14 protein-coding genes are annotated in these 19,142 nt (G+C 72.3%); 5 read left to right on the top strand and 9 right to left on the bottom strand.

The features are described from left to right. The first annotated feature begins 101 nt into the window (after positions 1-101). On the top strand, positions 102-956 hold the full coding sequence (locus E2651_RS20585) for an aminoglycoside phosphotransferase family protein (protein WP_135332645.1): 855 nt from the start codon (positions 102-104) through the stop codon (positions 954-956). 11 nt (positions 957-967) lie between these two features. Here E2651_RS20585 and E2651_RS20580 read toward each other — a convergent pair whose 3' ends face one another. From E2651_RS20580 to E2651_RS20565, 4 genes are all read right to left on the bottom strand, one after another. Next, complete coding sequence (locus E2651_RS20580; RefSeq protein WP_135332644.1) at positions 968-1,720, bottom strand: 3'-5' exonuclease; 753 nt, start codon at positions 1,718-1,720, stop codon at positions 968-970. 134 nt (positions 1,721-1,854) lie between these two features. Then, positions 1,855-3,096, bottom strand: a complete 1,242-nt coding sequence (locus tag E2651_RS20575; protein WP_135332643.1) for an SAV2148 family HEPN domain-containing protein — start codon at positions 3,094-3,096, stop codon at positions 1,855-1,857. A gap of 103 nt (positions 3,097-3,199) precedes the next feature. Continuing rightward, positions 3,200-4,528, bottom strand: coding sequence for a copper amine oxidase (locus E2651_RS20570; RefSeq protein WP_135332642.1), 1,329 nt, complete (start codon positions 4,526-4,528; stop codon positions 3,200-3,202). Between the two features lie 61 nt (positions 4,529-4,589). After that, positions 4,590-5,336 (bottom strand): Tat pathway signal sequence domain protein, encoded by a 747-nt coding sequence (locus E2651_RS20565; RefSeq protein WP_348541657.1) that lies wholly within the window; start codon positions 5,334-5,336, stop codon positions 4,590-4,592. Between the two features lie 217 nt (positions 5,337-5,553). On the opposite strand from E2651_RS20565, the gene glgX reads away from it, so the two are divergent. Further along, positions 5,554-7,662 carry a glycogen debranching protein GlgX gene (gene glgX, locus E2651_RS20560; RefSeq protein WP_135332640.1) on the top strand — a complete coding sequence of 703 codons (2,109 nt, stop codon included), beginning with the start codon at positions 5,554-5,556 and terminating at the stop codon, positions 7,660-7,662. Here glgX and E2651_RS20555 read toward each other — a convergent pair. After that, positions 7,637-8,950, bottom strand: a complete 1,314-nt coding sequence (locus E2651_RS20555; protein ID WP_135332639.1) for an MFS transporter — start codon at positions 8,948-8,950, stop codon at positions 7,637-7,639. The two genes, glgX and E2651_RS20555, sit on opposite strands and share 26 nt — an antisense overlap. An 81-nt stretch (positions 8,951-9,031) precedes the next feature. Between E2651_RS20555 and treY the strand changes: the two genes are divergently transcribed. After that, on the top strand, positions 9,032-11,509 hold the full coding sequence (treY, locus tag E2651_RS20550; protein WP_135332638.1) for a malto-oligosyltrehalose synthase: 2,478 nt from the start codon (positions 9,032-9,034) through the stop codon (positions 11,507-11,509). Here the strand turns inward: treY and E2651_RS20545 are convergent. Beyond that, positions 11,445-12,380 (bottom strand): cytochrome P450, encoded by a 936-nt coding sequence (locus E2651_RS20545; protein ID WP_245239033.1) that lies wholly within the window; start codon positions 12,378-12,380, stop codon positions 11,445-11,447. The two genes, treY and E2651_RS20545, sit on opposite strands and share 65 nt — an antisense overlap. A gap of 717 nt (positions 12,381-13,097) precedes the next feature. Between E2651_RS20545 and E2651_RS20540 the strand changes: the two genes are divergently transcribed. Then, positions 13,098-14,348: a M14 family zinc carboxypeptidase gene (locus tag E2651_RS20540; RefSeq protein ID WP_135332636.1), complete on the top strand. Its 1,251-nt coding sequence runs from the start codon at positions 13,098-13,100 to the stop codon at positions 14,346-14,348. 74 nt (positions 14,349-14,422) lie between these two features. Here the strand turns inward: E2651_RS20540 and E2651_RS20535 are convergent, their stop codons facing one another. Further along, positions 14,423-14,974, bottom strand: coding sequence for a DUF1707 and FHA domain-containing protein (locus E2651_RS20535; protein WP_135332635.1), 552 nt, complete (start codon positions 14,972-14,974; stop codon positions 14,423-14,425). A gap of 180 nt (positions 14,975-15,154) precedes the next feature. On the opposite strand from E2651_RS20535, the gene treZ reads away from it, so the two are divergent. Further along, a complete protein-coding gene (treZ, locus tag E2651_RS20530; protein ID WP_135332652.1) occupies positions 15,155-16,900 on the top strand; it encodes a malto-oligosyltrehalose trehalohydrolase in 1,746 nt (581 codons plus the stop codon). 15 nt (positions 16,901-16,915) lie between these two features. Here treZ and E2651_RS20525 read toward each other — a convergent pair whose 3' ends face one another. Further along, positions 16,916-18,049 (bottom strand): aminopeptidase P family protein, encoded by a 1,134-nt coding sequence (locus tag E2651_RS20525; protein ID WP_135332634.1) that lies wholly within the window; start codon positions 18,047-18,049, stop codon positions 16,916-16,918. A 565-nt stretch (positions 18,050-18,614) separates the two neighbouring features. Further along, on the bottom strand, positions 18,615-19,142 hold a 528-nt coding region (locus tag E2651_RS45395; protein ID WP_245239032.1), incomplete at its 5' end, for a PDZ domain-containing protein.

The following is a 19,142-nucleotide window of genomic DNA, read 5'->3' as shown; positions in this document are numbered from 1 at the left end:
AAGGAGCTGCGCAGACCTCCCGGGCCGCCCTCGCACGCCACTTGGCCTGTGCGAATGCGAGACTGTCGGCGAAGCGAGGCATGCGGTGCGGGAGGCAGTGGATGGACGAGGCGCGGGCACGGGACGTACTGAGCGGGGCGGGTCTGGAACGGGACGCCGCGCTGCTCGCCCTCGGCGAGAACGCGGTGTTCGGCAGCGGCGAGCTGGTCGTCAAGGTCGGCCGCGACGCACCGGAGCTGCTTGACCGCGCGCGGCGTGAACTGCGCGTCGCCCAGTGGCTCGAGGAGTCCGGCGTACCGGCGGTGCGGGCGGCGGAGGGCCAACCCCGCCTGGTGGACGGCCATCCGGTGACGCTCTGGCACCGGCTTCCGCAGGCCGCGCGTCCCGCCGAGCCGAGCGACCTCGCCGCCCTGCTGCGCCTGGTGCACGCACTGCCCTCCCCCTCCTTCGAACTGCCGCGCCGCGAGCTGCTCGGCGGTGTCGAGCGGTGGCTGCGGCTCGCCGGTGCCGCGATCGACCCCGAGGACGCGGACTACCTGCGGGAGCGGCGTGACGGCTTCGCCGCGGCCGCCGCCGCGCTCACCCCGCAGCTGCCGCCCGGCCCCATCCACGGGGACGCGCTGCCCCGCAACGTCCTGGTGGGCCCGGACGGTCCGGTCCTCGCGGACCTGGAGACCTTCTCCTCCGATCTGCGGGAGCACGACCTGGTGGTGATGGCGCTCTCCCGCGACCGGTACGGACTGTCCGCCGAGGCGTACGACGGGTTCGTCGCCGCGTACGGCTGGGACGTGCGGGAGTGGGAAGGGTGTGCGGTGCTCCGGGGAGCCCGGGAGACCGCGAGCTGTGCGTGGGTCGCCCAGCACGCGCCGACCGATCCGAAGGCCCTGGCCGAGTTCCGGCGCCGCGTCGCCTCGCTCCGTGACGGGGACTCAGCCGTGCGGTGGTATCCGTTCTGAGGGTGTCGCCCTCAGGCGCCGGACCGGCCGGAGAGGTCGGACCGGCCGGAGAGGCTGAACTCCTCCCGCAGCGGCCAGGCGCTCTCCACCACCGCGTCCGCATTGCCCTTGCCGCGCAGGAAGTTCTGGAAGTCCGCCGCCCACTCCGCGTACCACTCGATCTGGCGGCGGTGCAGTTCCGCGGGGCCGACGGCGGCGAGCTTGGGGTGGCGGGTGGCTATCGCGGTGGCCAGTCGCGCCGCGGCCAGGGCGTCCGACATGGCGTCGTGCGCCGACTCGAGCACCACGCCGTACTCCGTGCAGACCGCTTCGAGGTTCCGCTTGCCCTTGCGGTACCGCTCGACGGAGCGGTCGATCGTGTACGGGTCGATGACCGGTGCGGGCTCCGCGCCGCCCAGGCGCTCACGCAGCGACGGCAGTCCGTGCCGCCGCAGTTCCGCGGAGAGCAGGCTCAGGTCGAACGTCGCGTTGTACGCCACGACCGGCACGCCCGCCCGCCAGTACGAGACGAGGACGCCCGCGATCGCGTCGGCGACCTCCGCGGCCGGTCTGCCGTCCGCCGCCGCCCGTTCGTTGGAGATGCCGTGGACCGCCACCGCGTCCGGCGGAATCTCGACCCCCGGATCGGCCAACCACTCTTTGCGTCCCAGGACCTCGTCGGCCTTGACCTCGATCACCGCCCCCGTGACGATGCGTGCCTCGCTCGGATCCGTCCCTGTCGTCTCCAGGTCGAAACCGATCAGCAGCTCCCGGTGCCAGCCCATGGCCGCCCCCTTCTCTGTGGTGCGTTCCCCCAATGACCACCACGATCCCACGCGCCACTGACAATCCGAGGGCTGCGTTCCGCTTGGCCGTGCGGGGTGCGCGCGCAGTGGCACGGCAGCGGCTCAGGCGAGGCTCAGGAGACCGGCCGCGAGTCGGCCCACGCCAGTTCGAACTCCTCCCGATACGTCTCGAAGAGTCCACTCTCGCCCGGATCGCCCGGTTTCACCACCCGGCGCCCGCCGCGCAGCACGAGCACCGGCGCCTCCATCCCCCGCGTCCTGCGCAGATACGACTGGACGACCGCGACACCGTCCGCGCCGTCCCCGTCGACCAGATACGCGGTGAAGCGCGGCGTCTCGTCGAAGACCTGGATCTCGAAGGCGCCCGGGTCGCGAAGCCGGGCCCGCACCCGGCGCATGTGCAGGATGTTCATCTCGACGGAGCGGCTCAGCTCGCCCTTCTTCAGGCCCAGCTCCCGCTCCCTGCGCCGGACCGCGCTGCTCGCCGGGTTGAGGAAGAGCAGCCGCACCCGGCAGCCGGACTCCGCGAGCCGCACCAGGCGGCGCCCGGAGAAGTTCTGCACCAGGAGGTTCAGGCCTATCCCGATCGCGTCGAGGCGCCTGGCCCCGCCGAAGATGTCCTCGGCAGGGAAGTGCGTGAGGAGCCGTACCCGGTCGGAGTGCACGCCCACCACATCGGCGTACCGGTCGCCGACCAGGGACTCGACGGCGTCCACGGGCAGCCGGCGCGCGGACGGCGCGTCGGTGCCCGCGCCGAGTATGTCCAGAAGCCTGGCGGATGCGCGCTCCGCCTGGGCGAGCACCGCCTCGGACAGGGCGCGGTTGCGGGAGACGACGTTGCGGGTGACTTCCAGCTCGTCCAGGGCCAGTTCGACGTCGCGGCGGTCGTCGAAGTAGGGCTCGAAGCACGGCCAGTGCTGCACCATCAGCTCGCGCAGCTGGGGCAGCGTGAGGAAGCTGAGTACGTTGTCGTCGGCCGGGTCGAGCAAGTAGCCCTTGCGGCGGCTGACTTCGCGTACGGCGACGGCCCGCTGCACCCACTCCTGGCCGGCCGGCCCCGCGGCCGCGACCACCCAGTCGTCGGCGTGGACGGGTTCGTAGACGGGGCGGAGCACAGCGGCCACGACGGCGCGCAGCCGCTGCTCCACGAGGTTCAGCCAGATGTAGGCCCGCCCGGCGCGCTGGGCGCGCGTACGCACCTCGCGCCAGGCGTCGGCGCCCCAGTCCAGTTCGGGTCCGATCTGAGATCCCATCTCCATCGGCCGCGCCAAGGACACCGCTCCGGGCGGGCCGTCCGCGGAACCCCCCTCGTGACCCTCGTCACCAGGGGGGAGCTCCCGCCCTCCCGAGCTCACCCAGCGCACCCCTTCCGCTCCCCCGAGCACTCCCCCGTTCAACGATCAAGGAAGGGTACTCCGGGAGCGGCGGCCGGTGCAGCAGGATGGGGAGGGAGCTTTCTCAACTACCGCCTTGCGTATTGCCGTTCTGGTCGGCGAGGTCGGCGGGAGTGAGCGGATTCATAGCGGTCACGTCGCGCGGGGCCAGCGAGAAGCCCTGCCAGTGCACCGGCATGGGCTGCTGGTCCTCGTCCCTGGCTATGTGGTGGAAGCCGATGTTGACCCAGGTGACGGGGTGCTTGAGGGTCTGGCCGTCGACCCACTTGTCGACGCTCTTGGGGCCGCAGTTCTCGGACAGATTGTCGCTGGTGTACTTCTCGCACTTCTTGTACTCGGTGAAGTACACGTCGTGGTTGCTGTAGTTGCGGCCCGGGTGCTTGACGCTGTGGCCGGGCACGATCTCGTACGAACGGGGATGTCCGTCCTTGTTCTTTCCGGCCGTGCTCACCATGCGCCACCAGCGCATGCCCTTGACGTCACCGATGAGTTCCTTGGTGACCGGGGTGCGGGTCGTCTTCGTCTTCGGCTTTCCGTTCCCGGTGGGCGGCGTCACCTGGGAGTCGTACTGCTCGACCTTGGCCTTCGGGGAGCCGTCCAGGCCGAAGTTGAGGCGCCAGGAGACGTTGTGGCTGTGGCTCTCCGCGTAGTCGCGGGCGCCCTTGCCGATGGGCCAGCCCTGGCCGTCCGCGCCGTCGTAGTCGCTCGGCGAGAGGCTGCCGGTCGCGCCGACGTTCGAGGTGATGGTGCCGTCCGAGGAGAAGCGCCACTCGGTGATGTACTCGTACCAGGACGCCTGGTTGACGGTGTAGATCAGCAGGTCCTTGCCCTGCGCCTGGTAGATCTTGTTCGGGTTGCCGTAGATGTCCGGTGTCATGCGGTACGCGTGGCCCCGCGCGCGCGTGGTGGTGCACAGGCCCTTCACCTTGCCGCCGGGGATGGGCGATCCCGCCACCTTGACGGTCTTGATGGTGCCGCCGGGACACTCGGCGGGCTTGAGGGGCAGCAGGTCCGTGCCGAACGAGGCGCCGGTGATGTCCTGGTACTCGTCCTCGCCGTCGTCGTAGGGGACATGGACCTGCGCGAGCCGGGCGCTGGTGAGGACGGGTATCGGCTTGGGCTCGTTCTTCGGCTGGTACGAGATGTTGTCGAGGACGAGGCCGGCGTTGGTGTTGTAGTGCCAGCACATGCGCCAGGTGGTGCCGCCGTCGACGGTCTGCTCGATGCGGTAGTCGGCGCTGCAGGCCGGCGCGGGCGCCGCGGGGGCGTCCTTGGAGGCCTTCGACGCGGCACCGGCCGGTCCTGCCGCGGCCATGGCGGTACCCAGGAGCGCGGTGACCGCAAGGGCGATGGAGGCGCGCTTGCGGGCGCGCGTGAGTCTCTTGACGTGCATACGGATTGAACTCCCTCGTGCGGGAAGTGAGATGGGTCCGGAGCGGGCCTGTGCCGGCCGCTCAGCGAAGACGGGTGACGGTGCGGGCGCTCAGGTCGACGATCAGGTCACGGGTGTCGATCCAGGGCCCGTTGACGACCTTGCTGACGAGGCTGAGGCAGCGGTGTTCGCCGCACTTGGCGAGCCCGGCGGGCAGTTGCTCGACGGTCTCCTTGTGGAAGACGAAGGCGCTGAGCCGCAGCTGGCCCGGCGAGGTGAGCTCCTTGCCCATGGCGTTCTTGTAGTCGCTCTTGAGGTCCTTGCCCAGCGGGTCGGCGATCAACAGCTGGGCGGCCTCCGCCAGTTCGTCCCTGGACGCGGGTGGCTGGACGCCGTGCGAGGTGTCGGTGTCCTCCACCTTGCCGGTGTCGAGGTTGACCGTCTTGGTGACGAGCGCGTCGTCCTTGTAGTCGTAGTAGACGATCTCCGCGCGGCGCGGCCGCTCGGCGTCGGCGGCCTCGGTCGGGTCCGCCTCGCTGAGATTGCTGCTCAGGAGCTGCGGTCCGCGGTCGCCCTCCACGTCCCTGGCCGACATCCGGACGTCGCCGCGCAGGGCGATCTTCTCGGCGCGTTCCATCTCGTCGTCGGTCAACGGATCGCTGCCGACGCCCTTTTCGCCCTCTTCAGGAGCGGCTTCCACGACGGCGTCCTTGGGTACGGCGTCCTGCTGTGCCGCACCCGCGGCCGCACTGCGTTCCTGGCCTCGGGACTCCCCCGCCCCGGCCGATCCCGGCAGTGTGATGCCCACCATCACGGCGGTGGCCGCCACAGCGACCGCGCCCCCCGCCATCACTTTCCCCAGATGGCGTCTGACTATTTCGCGCACATCCTCCCCCTACTTCCCCTGGTGTCCCCACGAATGGGCATAACGAGTATGTGGTCGGCCCGTTAGACGGCCTCAACTCCTGGGTGGTTGCCCCACTTTCGGGGAGACTCTGGCCAAAGTGACCCCGGGCCGAGGGGGCGGTAGTGGAAGAGTCGTATGCATGCAGGTGTGGCCAGGGCAGGCGTATCCACTGGGTGCCACGTACGACGGCGCCGGGACGAATTTCGCGGTCTTCTCCGAGGCCGCCGACCGCGTAGAGCTCTGCTTGTTGCACGACGACGGCTCGGAGACCGCCGTCGAGCTGCGCGAGTCCGACGCGTTCGTGCTCCACGCGTACGTGCCGGGCGTGATGCCGGGACAGCGCTACGGCTTCCGCGTGCACGGCCCGTACGCGCCCGCGCGCGGGCACCGCTGCAACTCCGCGAAGCTGCTGCTCGATCCGTACGCGCGGGCGGTCAGCGGCCGGGTCGACTGGGGCGAGGAGGTGTACGGCTACCGCTTCGGCGCCCCGGACAAGCGCAACGACATGGACTCGGCGCCGCACATGATGACGTCCGTGGTGGTCAATCCGTACTTCGACTGGGGCGACGACCGGCCGCCGCGCACCCCGTACAACGAGACGGTGATCTACGAAGCCCATGTGAAGGGCCTGACCATGCTCCACCCGGAGCTGCCGGACGACCTGCGCGGCACGTACGCGGCGCTCGCGCATCCGGCGGTCATCGACCATCTCACCCAACTGGGCGTCACCGCGATCGAGTTGATGCCGGTCCATCAGTTCGTGAACGACCACCGCCTGGTCGACATGGGCCTGAACAACTACTGGGGCTACAACACCATCGGCTTCTTCGCGCCCCACAACACGTACGCCTCCTGGGGCGACCGGGGCGAGCAGGTCCTGGAGTTCAAGCAGGCCGTGAAGGCGCTGCACGAGGCGGACATCGAGGTGATCCTGGACGTCGTCTACAACCACACGGCGGAGGGCAACCACCTGGGCCCGACGCTCTCCTTCAGGGGCCTGGACAACACCTCGTACTACCGCCTCTCGGACGACCAGCGCTACTACACGGACACCACGGGGACGGGCAATTCGCTCCTGATGCGCTCCCCGCACGTGCTTCAGCTGATCATGGATTCGCTGCGGTACTGGGTCACGGAGATGCACGTGGACGGCTTCCGCTTCGATCTCGCGGCGACGCTCGCGCGGCAGTTCCACGAGGTGGACCGTCTTTCGTCGTTCTTCGATCTGGTGCAGCAGGACCCGGTGGTGAGCCAGGTGAAGCTGATCGCCGAGCCGTGGGACGTCGGCGAGGGCGGCTATCAGGTGGGCAACTTCCCGCCGATGTGGACGGAGTGGAACGGCAAGTACCGCGACACGGTGCGGGACATGTGGCGCGGCGAACCGCGCACGCTCGCGGAGTTCGCGTCGCGCCTCACGGGGTCTTCGGACCTCTACCAGGACGACGGGCGGCGCCCGTTGGCCTCGATCAACTTCGCCACCTGCCACGACGGCTTCACGCTGCACGACCTGGTCGCGTACAACGACAAGCACAACGACGCCAACGGGGAGGGCAATCGGGACGGCGAGAGCCACAACCGCTCCTGGAACTGCGGCACCGAGGGCGAGAGCGACGACCCGGCCGTCCTGGAGCTGCGCGAGCGGCAGATGCGCAACTTCATCGCGACGCTGATGCTCTCCCAGGGCGTGCCGATGCTCAGCCACGGCGACGAGTTCGCACGCACCCAGGGCGGCAACAACAACGCGTACTGCCAGGACAACGAAGTCGCCTGGGTGCGCTGGCCGCAGGACGGCTGCACGCAGCTGGCGTTCACGCGCGCGATGGCGTGGCTGCGCCGCGATCACCCCGTCTTCCGGCGCAGGCGGTTCTTCCACGGCCGTCCGGTCGAGGGCACGCACGACGAGCTCTCCGACATCGCCTGGTTCACCCCGGAGGGCGAGGAGATGACACAGCGGGACTGGGACGCGTCGCAGGCGCGGGCGCTGACGGTGTTCCTGAACGGCAACGCGATCTCGGAGCCCGGCACGCGCGGTGAGCGGATCGCCGACGACTCGTTCCTGCTGATGTTCAACGCGTCCGATCAGCCCCTGGAGTTCGTGGTGCCGGTCAATCACGGCCGCCAGTGGCAGGTCGTGGTCGACACGGCGCGCTCGGACGGCGTGCCTCCTGACACCGGGCCGAAGGCCGGGGCCGGCGAGCGTCTCACCCTCGCCGACCGCAGCCTCACGGTCCTGCGGCGCCCGGCGTGACCGCGGCGGTGTCGCTGTCGTAGTCGCTGTCGTGCGTCCCCGGGCGGGCGATCAGCGCGACGAGGAACGCGACGGCGGCGGCCGCGCTGCCGAGGGCGAACGCCGCGCCGGGGCCGTGGGACTCGGCCAGGCGTCCCGCCACGGCGAGCGTGACGGCCTGGCCGCCGACGAAGGCGCTCGCGGCGAACGTCATCCCCTCGGCGAGCCGCTCCGGCGGGCAGGCGCGCTCGGTCAGGCCGAAGCCGGTGATGAGGTTCGGGGCGTAGACGGCGCCGAACACGGTCACCACGAGGTACAGGCCCGTCATGCTGTCCGTCCACACCAGCGGCAGCGACAGGAGCGCCGCGGCGGCCGTGGCCAGGCGCCAGCGCGCGTACAGGCCGAACCGCTCGGGCAGCGCGGCCATGGAGAGCCCCACGACGGCGCTCATGACGCCCATGGCGGCGTAGACGAGCCCCGCCTGGCCCGGCTGCCCCAACTCCTCGGTGAGGGCGGTGATGCCCGCTCCACAGGCGCCGAGCAGGACGCCGACGAAGACGAGGCCGACGCGTACGACGTAGACCTCGCGCGGCAGGCGTTCCCGCTCCCCACGCGCGCGTGCCGTCGTCCGCTCGGCGGCCCGCACCGTCCGGCCCGTGGGGTGCAGCGCGAAGCCCGTGCCGCAGACGGCGACCAGGAGCGCGGCCGCCGCGAAGGCGTACGCCGGGTGGGCGGCGACGGCCGCGAGGCCCACCAGGGCGGGGCCGAGCACGAACGACAGCTCGTCCATGGTGCTCTCCAGGGACAGCACGGTGTTGACCAGACGGTCGTCACCGCCCGCGCGGCGGACCAGCGGAACGGCGCGGGCGCGGGCCAGCGGCCCGATCCCGGGGATGCTCGCACCGGCGAGGACGGCCAGGACGACGAGCGCGGGCGTGGGCAGCTCCAGGAGGGCGCCCAGCGTGTACGCGGCGATGGCCACGGCGTTGAGCAGCGAGAAGGCGAGCACGACGGCTCGCTGGCCGCGCCGGTCCGCGAGGCGGCCGACGAAGGGGCCCATGGTCACCTGGCCGAGGGCGAGCGCGCACGCCACGATCCCTCCGGTGGCGAGCGATCCGCTGGTCTCCGTCACCAGGAGGACGCTGCCGAACTGGATCATGGCCACGGGGAGCCTGCCGAGGAACGAGATCACCGGAAGGGCCGCTCCGGTGTGCCCGATCACTTCCCGGTAGGTGTCCAGGAGCCCTCGTGCGCCCGGCGTGTCCCGTTCGCTCTGTGTGTCCCGTGCGACCTGTGCCTTCGTAGCCATCGTCCGAAACTAGCGATGACCTGGCGGCCGAACGCATGAGTCGATGGCACGAAAGCCCGCCAGGCGGGTACGTACGTTCGCATGACGCCAGAGCGCTCAGTGCCATTGGTCCCGCCGCCCCCGACCGCCACCTATCGGCTGCAGCTCCAGCCGGATTTCCCGTTCGCGGACGCCGAGGCGGCCGTGCCGTATCTGGCGTCGCTCGGTGTCTCGCATCTGCATCTGTCGCCGGTGCTCGAGGCCGTACCGGGGTCCACGCACGGATACGACGTCGTGGACCACGCGCGCGTGCGCGACGAGCTGGGCGGCGAGGTTGGGCTGCGGGCGCTCTCGCGCACCGCGCGGGCGCACGGCATCGGCCTGGTCGTGGACATCGTGCCGAACCACATGGCGGCCGTCCCTCGCCACAACCACGCCCTCTGGGAGACCCTCCGGGAAGGCCCTTCGTCGCCCTGCGCGCGGTGGTTCGACATCGACTGGGATGCGGGCGACGGCCGGGTGCTCCTGCCCGTCCTCGCGCGGGGCATCGGGGACGAGCTGGAGCGGCTGCGGGTCGACGGGGACGTCCTGCGCTACCAGGAGCACGCGTTTCCGCTCCGGGAAGGCACCGAGGAGCTGCCGTTGCCGAAGCTGCTGGACGCGCAGTGGTACCGGCTCGGGTGGTGGCGCCTTGCCCGCACGGAGCTCAACTACCGGCGCTTCTTCACCATTTCGGACCTCATCGGGGTGCGGGTCGAGGACCCGGAGGTGTTCGACGCGACGCACGGGAAGGTGCTCGGACTGCTGCGGGAGGGTGTCGTGGAGGGGCTGCGGGTCGACCACCCCGACGGCCTCGCGGACCCGGGGGCGTACCTCCAGAGGCTGCACGAGGCCACCGGCGGTCGCTGGACGGTCGTCGAGAAGATCCTCGCCGACGGGGAGCGGCTGCCCGCCGCGTGGCCCGTCGCGGGCACCACCGGGTACGACGCGCTGCGCCACCTGGACGGCCTGTTCACGGACCCCGCCGGCGCCGGTGAACTCCTCGGCCAGTACCGGCGGTTCACGGCGCCGCCGGCCGACCGGGGCGGCGACTGGGGGGCCACGGTGCGGCGGGCCGCGTACAAGGTCATCACCCATGAGCTGGCCGCCGAGACCGACCGGCTCACCCGCGAGGCGGCCGCGCTGTGCGCCCCGCACCCCGCGCTGCGCGACCACGCGCCGTGGGCGCTGCGCACCGCGCTCCAGGAGCTGCTCGTGCGGCTTCCGGTCTACCGGCCGTACGTCTCCGGAGGCGCCGAACCGGCTTCGGTCCTGACGGTGGCGGCCGCCGACGACGCCAAGGCCGCGTTCACCGTCCGCGAGGAGGCCGAAGCGGTCGATGTCGTACGGGACTTGGCCCTCGGCAGGATCGGGTCCGGTCCCGGGGTCGACGCCTTCCGGGCGCGGTTCGCGCAGACGGCGTCGGCGCTGCGGGCCAAGGCGGTCGAGGACACCGCGTTCTACCGGCACGCGCCGCTCCTGTCGTCCGCGGAGGTGGGCGGCTCCCCCGAGCGTCCCGCGGTGGCCCCGGAGGCCTTTCACGCGTACTGCGCGCGCGTGCAGCGCGACTGGCCGTACACGGGGACGGCGCTCAGCACGCACGACACCAAGCGCAGCGCCGACGTGCGGGCGGGGATCGCCGTCCTCACGCAGTGCCCGCAGCGGTGGGCCGACCTCCTGGTCGAGGTCACCGAGCAGACCGCGCGGATGGGCGGCACCTGCGCGCCCGATCCCCAACTGGCGTGGGCCGCCTGGCAGACGGCCGTCGGGTTCGGCTTCCCCTACGACGAGCGGTTGCAGCAGGCACTGCTCAAGCATGTGCGCGAGGCGGGCCTGCACACGAGCTGGACCGAGCCGAACGAGGCGTACGAGAAGGCCGTGACCGCGTTCGCGGAGGCGGGGCCGTGCGGGCCGCCGCTCTACACGGTGGCGGAGTTCGCGGCCGGGCTGCGGCCGCATGTGCGGGCGAACGTCCTCGGGGCGACGCTGCTCCAGCTGACGATGCCGGGGGTGCCCGACCTCTACCAGGGCACTGAGGGCGAGTACCGCACCCTGGTGGACCCGGACAACCGGCGGCCCGTGCGGTTCCAGGCGCACGTCCTGGAGCACCTGGAGGAGCACCGTGACCGCTGGGACCTCTCGGAGGAGAAGCTGGCCCTGACGGCGGCCGCGCTGCGGCTGCGCAGGCGGCGCCCGGAGCTGTTCGGCGGCGCGGCGACGTACGAGCCGCTTTCGGTGCGGGGACCCGGTGCGACGCACTGTGTCGCCTTCGCCCGCTCCGGAGAGCTGGTGACGGCGGTGACACGCCTCTCCCTGCGGCTCACGGACGCGGGCGGCTGGCGCACGACGGAACTGGTGCTTCCGGAGGGGCGGTGGACGGATCTGCTCACTCCGGGGCGGGAGTTCACCGGGCACGCGCGCGTGGCGGACCTTTTCGGCGAGCTGCCGGTGGTGCTCCTGGAACGGGTCAACCGGGTCAGTCCCGACGCACGAGAAGCATCCGGGGAGCCCGAGTCGTCAGCCCCTGGGGAACCGGCCTGAAGCCCGGCGCCCAGCGCAGGCCCGGCATGACGTCGAGGAGGGCCCGCAGGCCCCGTCGGGCGGTGAGGGCGGCCAGGGTGGTGCCGAGGCAGGGGCGCGGGACCCCGCCGAGCGCGAGGCTCTCCGGGTCCGCGCGGAAGATGTCGTAGCGGTCGGGATCGGCGAAGCGGTACGGGTCGCGGCCCGCGGCGCCGACGAGGCAGGCCACGACGGCGCCTTCGGGGAGCGTGGTGCCGCCCACGTCGATCGGCGCGGTCGCCCGCCGCAGCACCACGGGCGTGGGCGGATCGCGGCGCAGGGACTCCGTCCAGGCGCCCGGTATCAGCTCGGTCCTTGCGCGTACGAGCGCGAACTGCGCGGGGTGGTCGAGGAGGTTGGCGAGGAACGAGGCGAGCGCGAGGGCGGTGGCCTCGCCGCCGCCACCGAGGAGGTTTCCGGCGAGGCGGGTCACGGCCTCGTCGGAGAGCGGCCGCCCGTCCACCCGGGCGCCGCACAGCACGGACAGCAGGTCCGCCCCGGGGTGCGCGCGACGCCGCGCGATGAGCGGCCGCAGCAGGCCCGCGAGCTCCGGGTGCCCCTCGGCTTCGCCGACGCGGGTGAGGCCCGTACGGCACCACTCCTGGACGCGCGCGGCGTCTCCGTAGGGCAGCCCGAGCGCGGCGACGGCGGCCGCGGCGGGCAGCCACCCGCAGAACTCGGCGACGAGATCGACCTCGCGGCGCCCCGCGATGCGCCGCGCCAGGACGTAGGCGGTGCGCTCGACGGCGGCGTCGACCACCGCGACGGCCCGCCGGCTCACGCCGGGCCCGAGGCTTCCCTCCGGGCCCGGCGCACCGAACCGCACCTCCCCGAGCACGGCCCGCACATCCACGTACCGACTGACGAGCCAGGCCCCGAAAAGCTCGTCCCGAACGAGCGGGAAGTCCTCACGGAGGACGCGATAGAGCGGATACGGATCAAGCTCGACACCGGGGGACAGCAGACTGGGCAGGTCGATCGACGGGGCAAATCCAGCCCGTCCGGCGTCCGCCGACGAACCCGGCGGAGACAATCCAGCCCGTCCGGCATCCGCCGACGAACCCGGCGGAGACAATCCAGCCCGTCCGGCATCCGCCGACGAACCCGGCGGAGACAATCCAGCCCGTCCGGCATCCGCCGACGAACCCGGCGGAGGCATTCCAGCCCGTCCGGCGTTTGAGGACGAACCCGGCGGAGGCATTCCAGCCCGTCCGGCGTTTGAGGACGAACTCGGCGAAGCCGGTGACAGACGGCGCCCACGAGGGGCCGAGCTGCAAGAGCCGGGCAGGGACTGCAGCGCCGGGGGCATCCCGCTCACGCCTGGAAGGCTACGCACCGCCGGCTACCGCCTCTGGGTCAGCGCGGCGGGTGGGCCGTGCGGGTGGGGTTTCAGGGGGCTTCCTGGGGTATCAGGGGACCACCACGGGCCACCGCACGCAGTTCCCGTACGCCCGTTCGGGTGAGGCGAGCACGCGGGCCAGGCGTGGTGCGGTGACACCGCTGCGCAGCACGCTTGACACCCGCCCGACCGCGTGGCGTACTGCCCAATGCGTCAGCGGACAAGACGGGGGTGAGTCAACTGGCGGAGCAGCGCTATCCCAATGTGGCCGAACTAGTGCTGTCCGCAAGGGAGTTGGCGGCACATCGCCCCGAGTTGAGCACACTGCGCCAGGTGGGCGCCTCGCGTGCGGGACGGCCGCTGCACCTGCTGTCCGTCGGACGCTCCCCGCACGCCGTCCTGGTCGTCGCGGGCGCGCACTCCAACGAACCGGCCGGCGGTTCGACGCTGCTGCACCTCGCGGAGTGGACGCTGCGGGACGAGGACCTGCGCGCCGACACCTCCTGGCACTTCCTCCTGTGCGCCGATCCGGACGGCGCGGCCCTGCACCGCACGCCCGCCCCGCGTACCCTCCTCGACTACCACCGGCACTTCTTCCGTCCCGCGGGCCCGGAACAGCCGGAGTGGTCGCCCTCCGTCCTGCCGCCCGACCGGCTGCCGCCCGAGACCCGCGCCCTGACCGGTGTCATCGACGAACTGCGGCCCTACTTGCAGGTGTCCCTGCACGGCACCGACCTGGGCGGCAGCTGGGTGCAGCTGACCAGGGACATACCGGGGCTCGCCGAGCCCTTCGCCAAGTCCGCGGCCGAGCTGCACATCCCGGTGGAGACCGGAGCGTCGGACGCCGCGGGCTGGCCGGTGTCGGGACCGGGGGTCCACGTGCTGCCCGGCCCCGGCTCGGCGGCCGCCTATCCGAGCCTCCCCGAGGACGCCCGGCACACCACGTGGCATCACGCGCACCGCTACGGCGGCCTGACGGCGATCGTCGAGGTCCCGATGTGGGCGAGCGACCTGGTGGACGACCCCGCTGTCCATCCGGCCCCCGTCCTCGCGCTGCGCGGCGTGGCACAGCGGCTGCGCCAAGACGCCCGGCTCGTCGAGGAGATTCTCGGGGACGCGCTGCCGCGGCTGCCCCAGGCGCACGGTCCGCTGATGCGCGCGGCGCGCTGGGCGCTCGATCTGGTGCCCGGCCTCGCCGACGACTGGGACACGCTGCCGCCCGCGGGGAACTCCATGGCGTACGTCGGCAGCGTCGACGCCTTCGGGCGGCGGCTGCCGCTGCGGGCGGCCGCGATGGCGCTGCGGGTCCTGGACGCGGCGGGCGACCGGGCCGCTCCCCGGCTCGAACGGCTCGTCGTGCACTGGAGCGACGCGTTCGCCGAGCGGTTCAAGGCCCGTTGGGTGCCGGTCGAGCACCAGGCCGAGCACCAGTCACGGACGGCGGTCGCGGCCGCGCGGCACGCGCGCGTGCGGGGCGACTGACCCGATCGGCCCCCTGCTTCAGGAAACAGCCGGCGCCTCAGGAACAGCCAGCGCCTCAGGAACAGCTGGCGCTTTCAGGAAACAGCCAGCCGGAACGACATCGTCCCGAAGCTCACCTGATCGCCGTCCTGCACCACCGCGGCGCCGATCACCCTCCGGCCGTTCACGGACGTGCCGTTGGTCGAGCCGAGGTCGCGCAGCACCCACATGCCGCCCTGCCGGCTCAGCTCGGCGTGCACACGCGAGACCGTCTCGTGGCTCAGCCGCAGGCCGTTCGCCGGGTCACGGCCGATCCGCAGCGGACGCGGATTCCCCGGCACCGGAAGCAGCAGCTTCGGCAGCCGCTCGGCCTGCCAGGCCCTGCGCAGCCGGACGGTGAACCCGGAGACGGCGCCGACGGTGCCGAACACCATGCGCGAGAAGCGGCCCTCGGTGCGCAGATCGGCGGTGAGCGCCGCGAGTTCGTCGGGCTGCCGAGCGGCCAGCGCGAGCTCCATGCGCCGCACGAACGTCTCGTGCGACAGCTTGCCGAGGGCAGCGCCTTCTCTGAGCACCTCAAGCGCCCTGTCGCGCTCGGCGTCGGTCAGCCGCGCGGGGTACGTGTGGATCTCAAAGGACGACGTCACCCTGGTGATTGTCGGGCAGGTCGGCCGGGGTGTCCAGAAAACGCGGAACGACCGCGGGCAGATCACTTCTGCAGCACGATGGTCGGGCGTACCGACGGACTGGACAGCACGATGGGCAGGACGGACGAGCAGGACGGACGAGCAGGACGGACGAGCAGGACGGACGAGAGGGAACTGTCAGTGGAGTTCGAGGTGTGGGCACCGGAGGCCGAGCGGGTCACGCTGCAGTGCGACGACGCCACGCACGCGCTGGAGCGCGCCGACGGCCGGGCCGGGTGGTGGACGGCGGAGGTCGCGGTGCGGGACGGGGCGCGGTACGGCTTCTCGCTCGACGGGGGTCCCGTCCTGCCCGATCCCCGCTCACGCCGCCAGCCGGACGGCCCCGATGGGCTCAGCGCGGTCGTCGACCACGAGCGGTACGCGTGGCGCGCGCCGTGGGCGGGGCGCGGGGTGCGGGACGCCGTCCTGTACGAGCTGCACGTGGGGACGTACACACCGGACGGCACGCTCGACTCGGCCGCGGGGCGGCTCGGCCATCTCGCGGAACTGGGCGTCACCCATGTGGAGTTGATGCCGCTCTGCCCGTTCCCGGGGCGGCACGGCTGGGGATACGAGGGCGTGTCGCCGTGGGCCGTGCACGAGCCGTACGGCGGACCCGGGGCGCTGAAACGCTTTGTCGACGCGGCGCACGCGCACGGCATCGGCGTCGTGCTCGACGTGGTGCACAACCACCTCGGCCCGTCGGGCAACCATCTGCCCGCGTTCGGGCCGTACTTCACCGACACCCACCACACTCCGTGGGGCGCCGCCGTCAACCTCGACGCCCCTGGCTCCGACGAGGTCCGCGCGTATCTGATCGGCAGCGCGCTCGCCTGGCTGCGCGACTACCGTCTGGACGGTCTGCGCCTGGACGCGGTGCACGCGCTGCGGGACACGCGCGCGTGCCACTTCCTGGAGGAACTGTCCACGGCCGTGGACGAACTCTCCGACGAGCTCGGCAGACCGCTCGCGCTGATCGCCGAGTCGGACCAGGGCGACCCGCGGACCGTCGCCCCGCGCGCGGAGGGCGGCCTCGGCCTGCACGCGCAGTGGAACGACGACTTCCACCACGCGCTGCACGCGGCGCTCACCGGTGAATCGCACGGCTACTACGCGGACTTCGCCGAGGCGCCCTTCGCCGCGCTCGCCAAGACGCTGACCGGTGGCTTCTTCCACGACGGTACGTACTCGACGTTCCGGGGGCGCCGGCACGGCCGCCCCGTGGACCGCGCCCGGACGCCCGGATTTCGCTTCCTCGGCTATACGCAGACCCACGACCAGGTCGGCAACCGCGCCCAAGGGGACCGCCTCTCCGCGACGCTCTCCCCCGGTCTTCTCGCCTGCGCGGCCGCGCTCACCCTCACCGGGCCGTTCACGCCGATGCTGTTCATGGGCGAGGAGTGGGGCGCGGCGACGCCCTGGCAGTTCTTCACGGACCACACCGATCCCGAACTGGCGGACGCCGTGCGCCGAGGCAGACGCCGGGAGTTCACGGCGCACGGCTGGGCCGAGACGGAGATCCCCGACCCTCAGGACCCGGCCACCCGGAACCGCTCCTGTCTCGACTGGGCGGAGCCCCTGACCGACCCCCACGCGCGCGTGCTCGCCTGGTACCGCGAGCTGATCGCCCTGCGCCGCTCCCGCGTCGACCTCCTGGACCCCGATCTGGCGGCGGTACGGGTCGCGTACGACGAGCGGGAGCGCTGGTTCGCGGTCCGGCGCGGTGATCTGCGGATCGCCGTGAACGTCGGCAAGGAGGCGGCCGTCGTCCCCGTGGGCGGCCGGGGCGCGCGGGTGCTCGCCGCGTGGGAGCCGGTCGTGGCGCCGGGCGCGGACGGGCTGTTGCGGCTGCCCGCCGAGGCGTGCGCGGTCATCGCGACGCCATGACGCTGAAGGCTGGGGTCAGTCGACGATCGCCAGCTCGCGCGCGGTTGCGTTGAGCCGCCTGCCGCCATCCTCGGTGACCGTGACGATGTCCTCGATGCGCACTCCGAAGCGGCCCGGCAGATAGATGCCGGGCTCTACGGAGAAGCACATGCCCGGCACGAGCGGCAGTTCCTCGCCCTCGATCATGTAGGGCGGCTCATGGGTGGTGACGCCGATGCCGTGCCCGGTGCGGTGGATGAACCGCTCGCCGTAGCCGAACTCGGTGATCACCGCGCGGGCCGCCCGGTCGATGTCCTGGCAGGCCGCCCCGGGCCGCACCGCCGCGCAGCCCGCCGCCTGCGCCTCGCGCACCACGTCGTGTACGCGCTGCTCCTCGGCGTCGGGCTCGCCGACGTGCACCGTGCGCGAGGTGTCCGAGCCGTAGCCGTGCATGAGGCCGCCGAAGTCGAGTACGACCATGTCGCCACGCTCGATGACGCGATCGCCCGCTTCGTGGTGCGGTTTGGCGCCGTTGGGTCCCGAGCCGACGACGGTGAAGTCGACTTGGGAGTGCCCGAAGTGCCGCAGCAGATCGGCGAGATCGGCGGCGACGTCGGTCTCCTTGCGGCCCGCGAAGCGCACCTTCTGGATCTCTTCGTACGTCGCGTCGGCGGCGGCACCGGCCGCCGCGAGGCGCTCGAGCTCCGCGGCGTCCTTGACCGCGCGGAGCATGGGCAGGGCTTCGGTGAGGGATACGTAGGAGGTGTCCGGCAGCTCCTGCTGGAAGCCGATGAGGTGCATCGCCCAGGCGTTGTCGCTGATCCCGAAGCGCCCGTCGACGTCGAGGAGCGGCGCGGTCAGGGCGTAAGGATCCTTGCCGTCGGTCCAGTCACGCAGGGAGAGCGCGCTCGCGCCCGCCGCCCGTTCGGCGTCCCCGGCCTCGAGCGTGGGCACCACGAGCACCGGGTCCTGGCCCGCGGCGAGCACGAGGACGGTGAGGCGCTCGGTGGCCGCGGTCGGCTGATAGCCGGTGAGCCAGACGAGATCGGGGCCCGGCGCGACGAGCAGCCCGGCGAGCCCCGCGTCCGCCGCGGAGGCCGCGGCGCGCTCCATGCGGGCCCGGTAGTCGTCGGCGGTGAAGGGCTCGGGAATGCCGGGAATGCCGGTCATGGGACGCCTCCAAGGCGGCTCGCTGCGTGTGCGTACGGCGTGGTCCTGCTGCCGATCCTGCCCGCACCGGTGCGCGTCCGCGAGGCGATTTCCTCCTTCCCCCGCCCGCCGGGGTCACGTCGGCCGGGCTTGCTGCCCAACGGCGAGTAAGGCCGGGGCTCGAGGACGACACAGCGAGCGCGACGGACTCAGCGGCGACCGAAGGCGCGGGGCAAGCGGGCGCACCCTCGGCGCGGACGACGGCCATCACGTCACAAAACCAGGCGTGGCCCAACAGAGACTGCCGGTCGCCGCGCTCGCGGCCGGACTCAGCTGCAACCGACCACGAGCCCAGCGCCAGCCGACGACACCGGCCACCCAAGCCGCGCAGGGCGAGCAAGCGCACCCTCAGCGCGGACGACGGCCATCACGTCACAAAACCAGGCGTGGCCGACAGGAACTGCCGGTCGCCGCGCTCGCGGCCGGACTCAGCTGCAACCGACCACGAGCCCAGCGCCAGCCGACGACACCGGCCGCCCAAGCCGCGCAGGGCGAGCAAGCGCACCCTCGGCACGGACGACGGCCGTCACGTCACAAAACCAGGCGTGGCCGACAGGAACTGCCGGTCGCCGCTCTCGTGGCGGACGGTCAGCGTGACGCTCCTGCCCGGTTCCGCGGCGGCCACGGCGGCCGCGAGGCCCTTCGCCGAGCCGATGCGGGTCTTGCCGAAGGCCAGGAGTACGTCGCCGCGCACCAGCCCTGCGGTGTGGCCGGGCCCCGGGCTGTGCACGCCGACCAGCAGCGCTCCCGGGCCGCCTGGCGCGTCCACGGCCTCCACGCCGAGGGCGGGCCGCGCCATGGCCTGCCCCGGCGCCTCGCCCTTGCCCGACTCCTTGCCCGACTCCTTGCCCGTCCCGTTGCCCGTCTCCCCGCCCGACTCCTTGCCCGACTCCTTGCCCGTCCCGTTGCCCGTCTCCCCGCTCGAGCCCTTGCCCGAGTCCTTTCCCGACCCGCTGCCCGTCTCCTGGCTCGAGTCCTTTCCCGACCCGCTGCCCGTCTCCCCGCTCGAGCCCTTGCCCGAGTCCTTTCCCGACCCGCTGCCCGTCTCCTGGCT

The sequence above is a fragment of the Streptomyces sp. MZ04 genome (assembly GCF_004684775.1).
Lineage (GTDB): Bacteria > Actinomycetota > Actinomycetes > Streptomycetales > Streptomycetaceae > Streptomyces.
The sequence above is the reverse complement of the archived record's forward strand: the minus strand, read 5'-3'. Positions and strand labels throughout refer to the sequence as shown.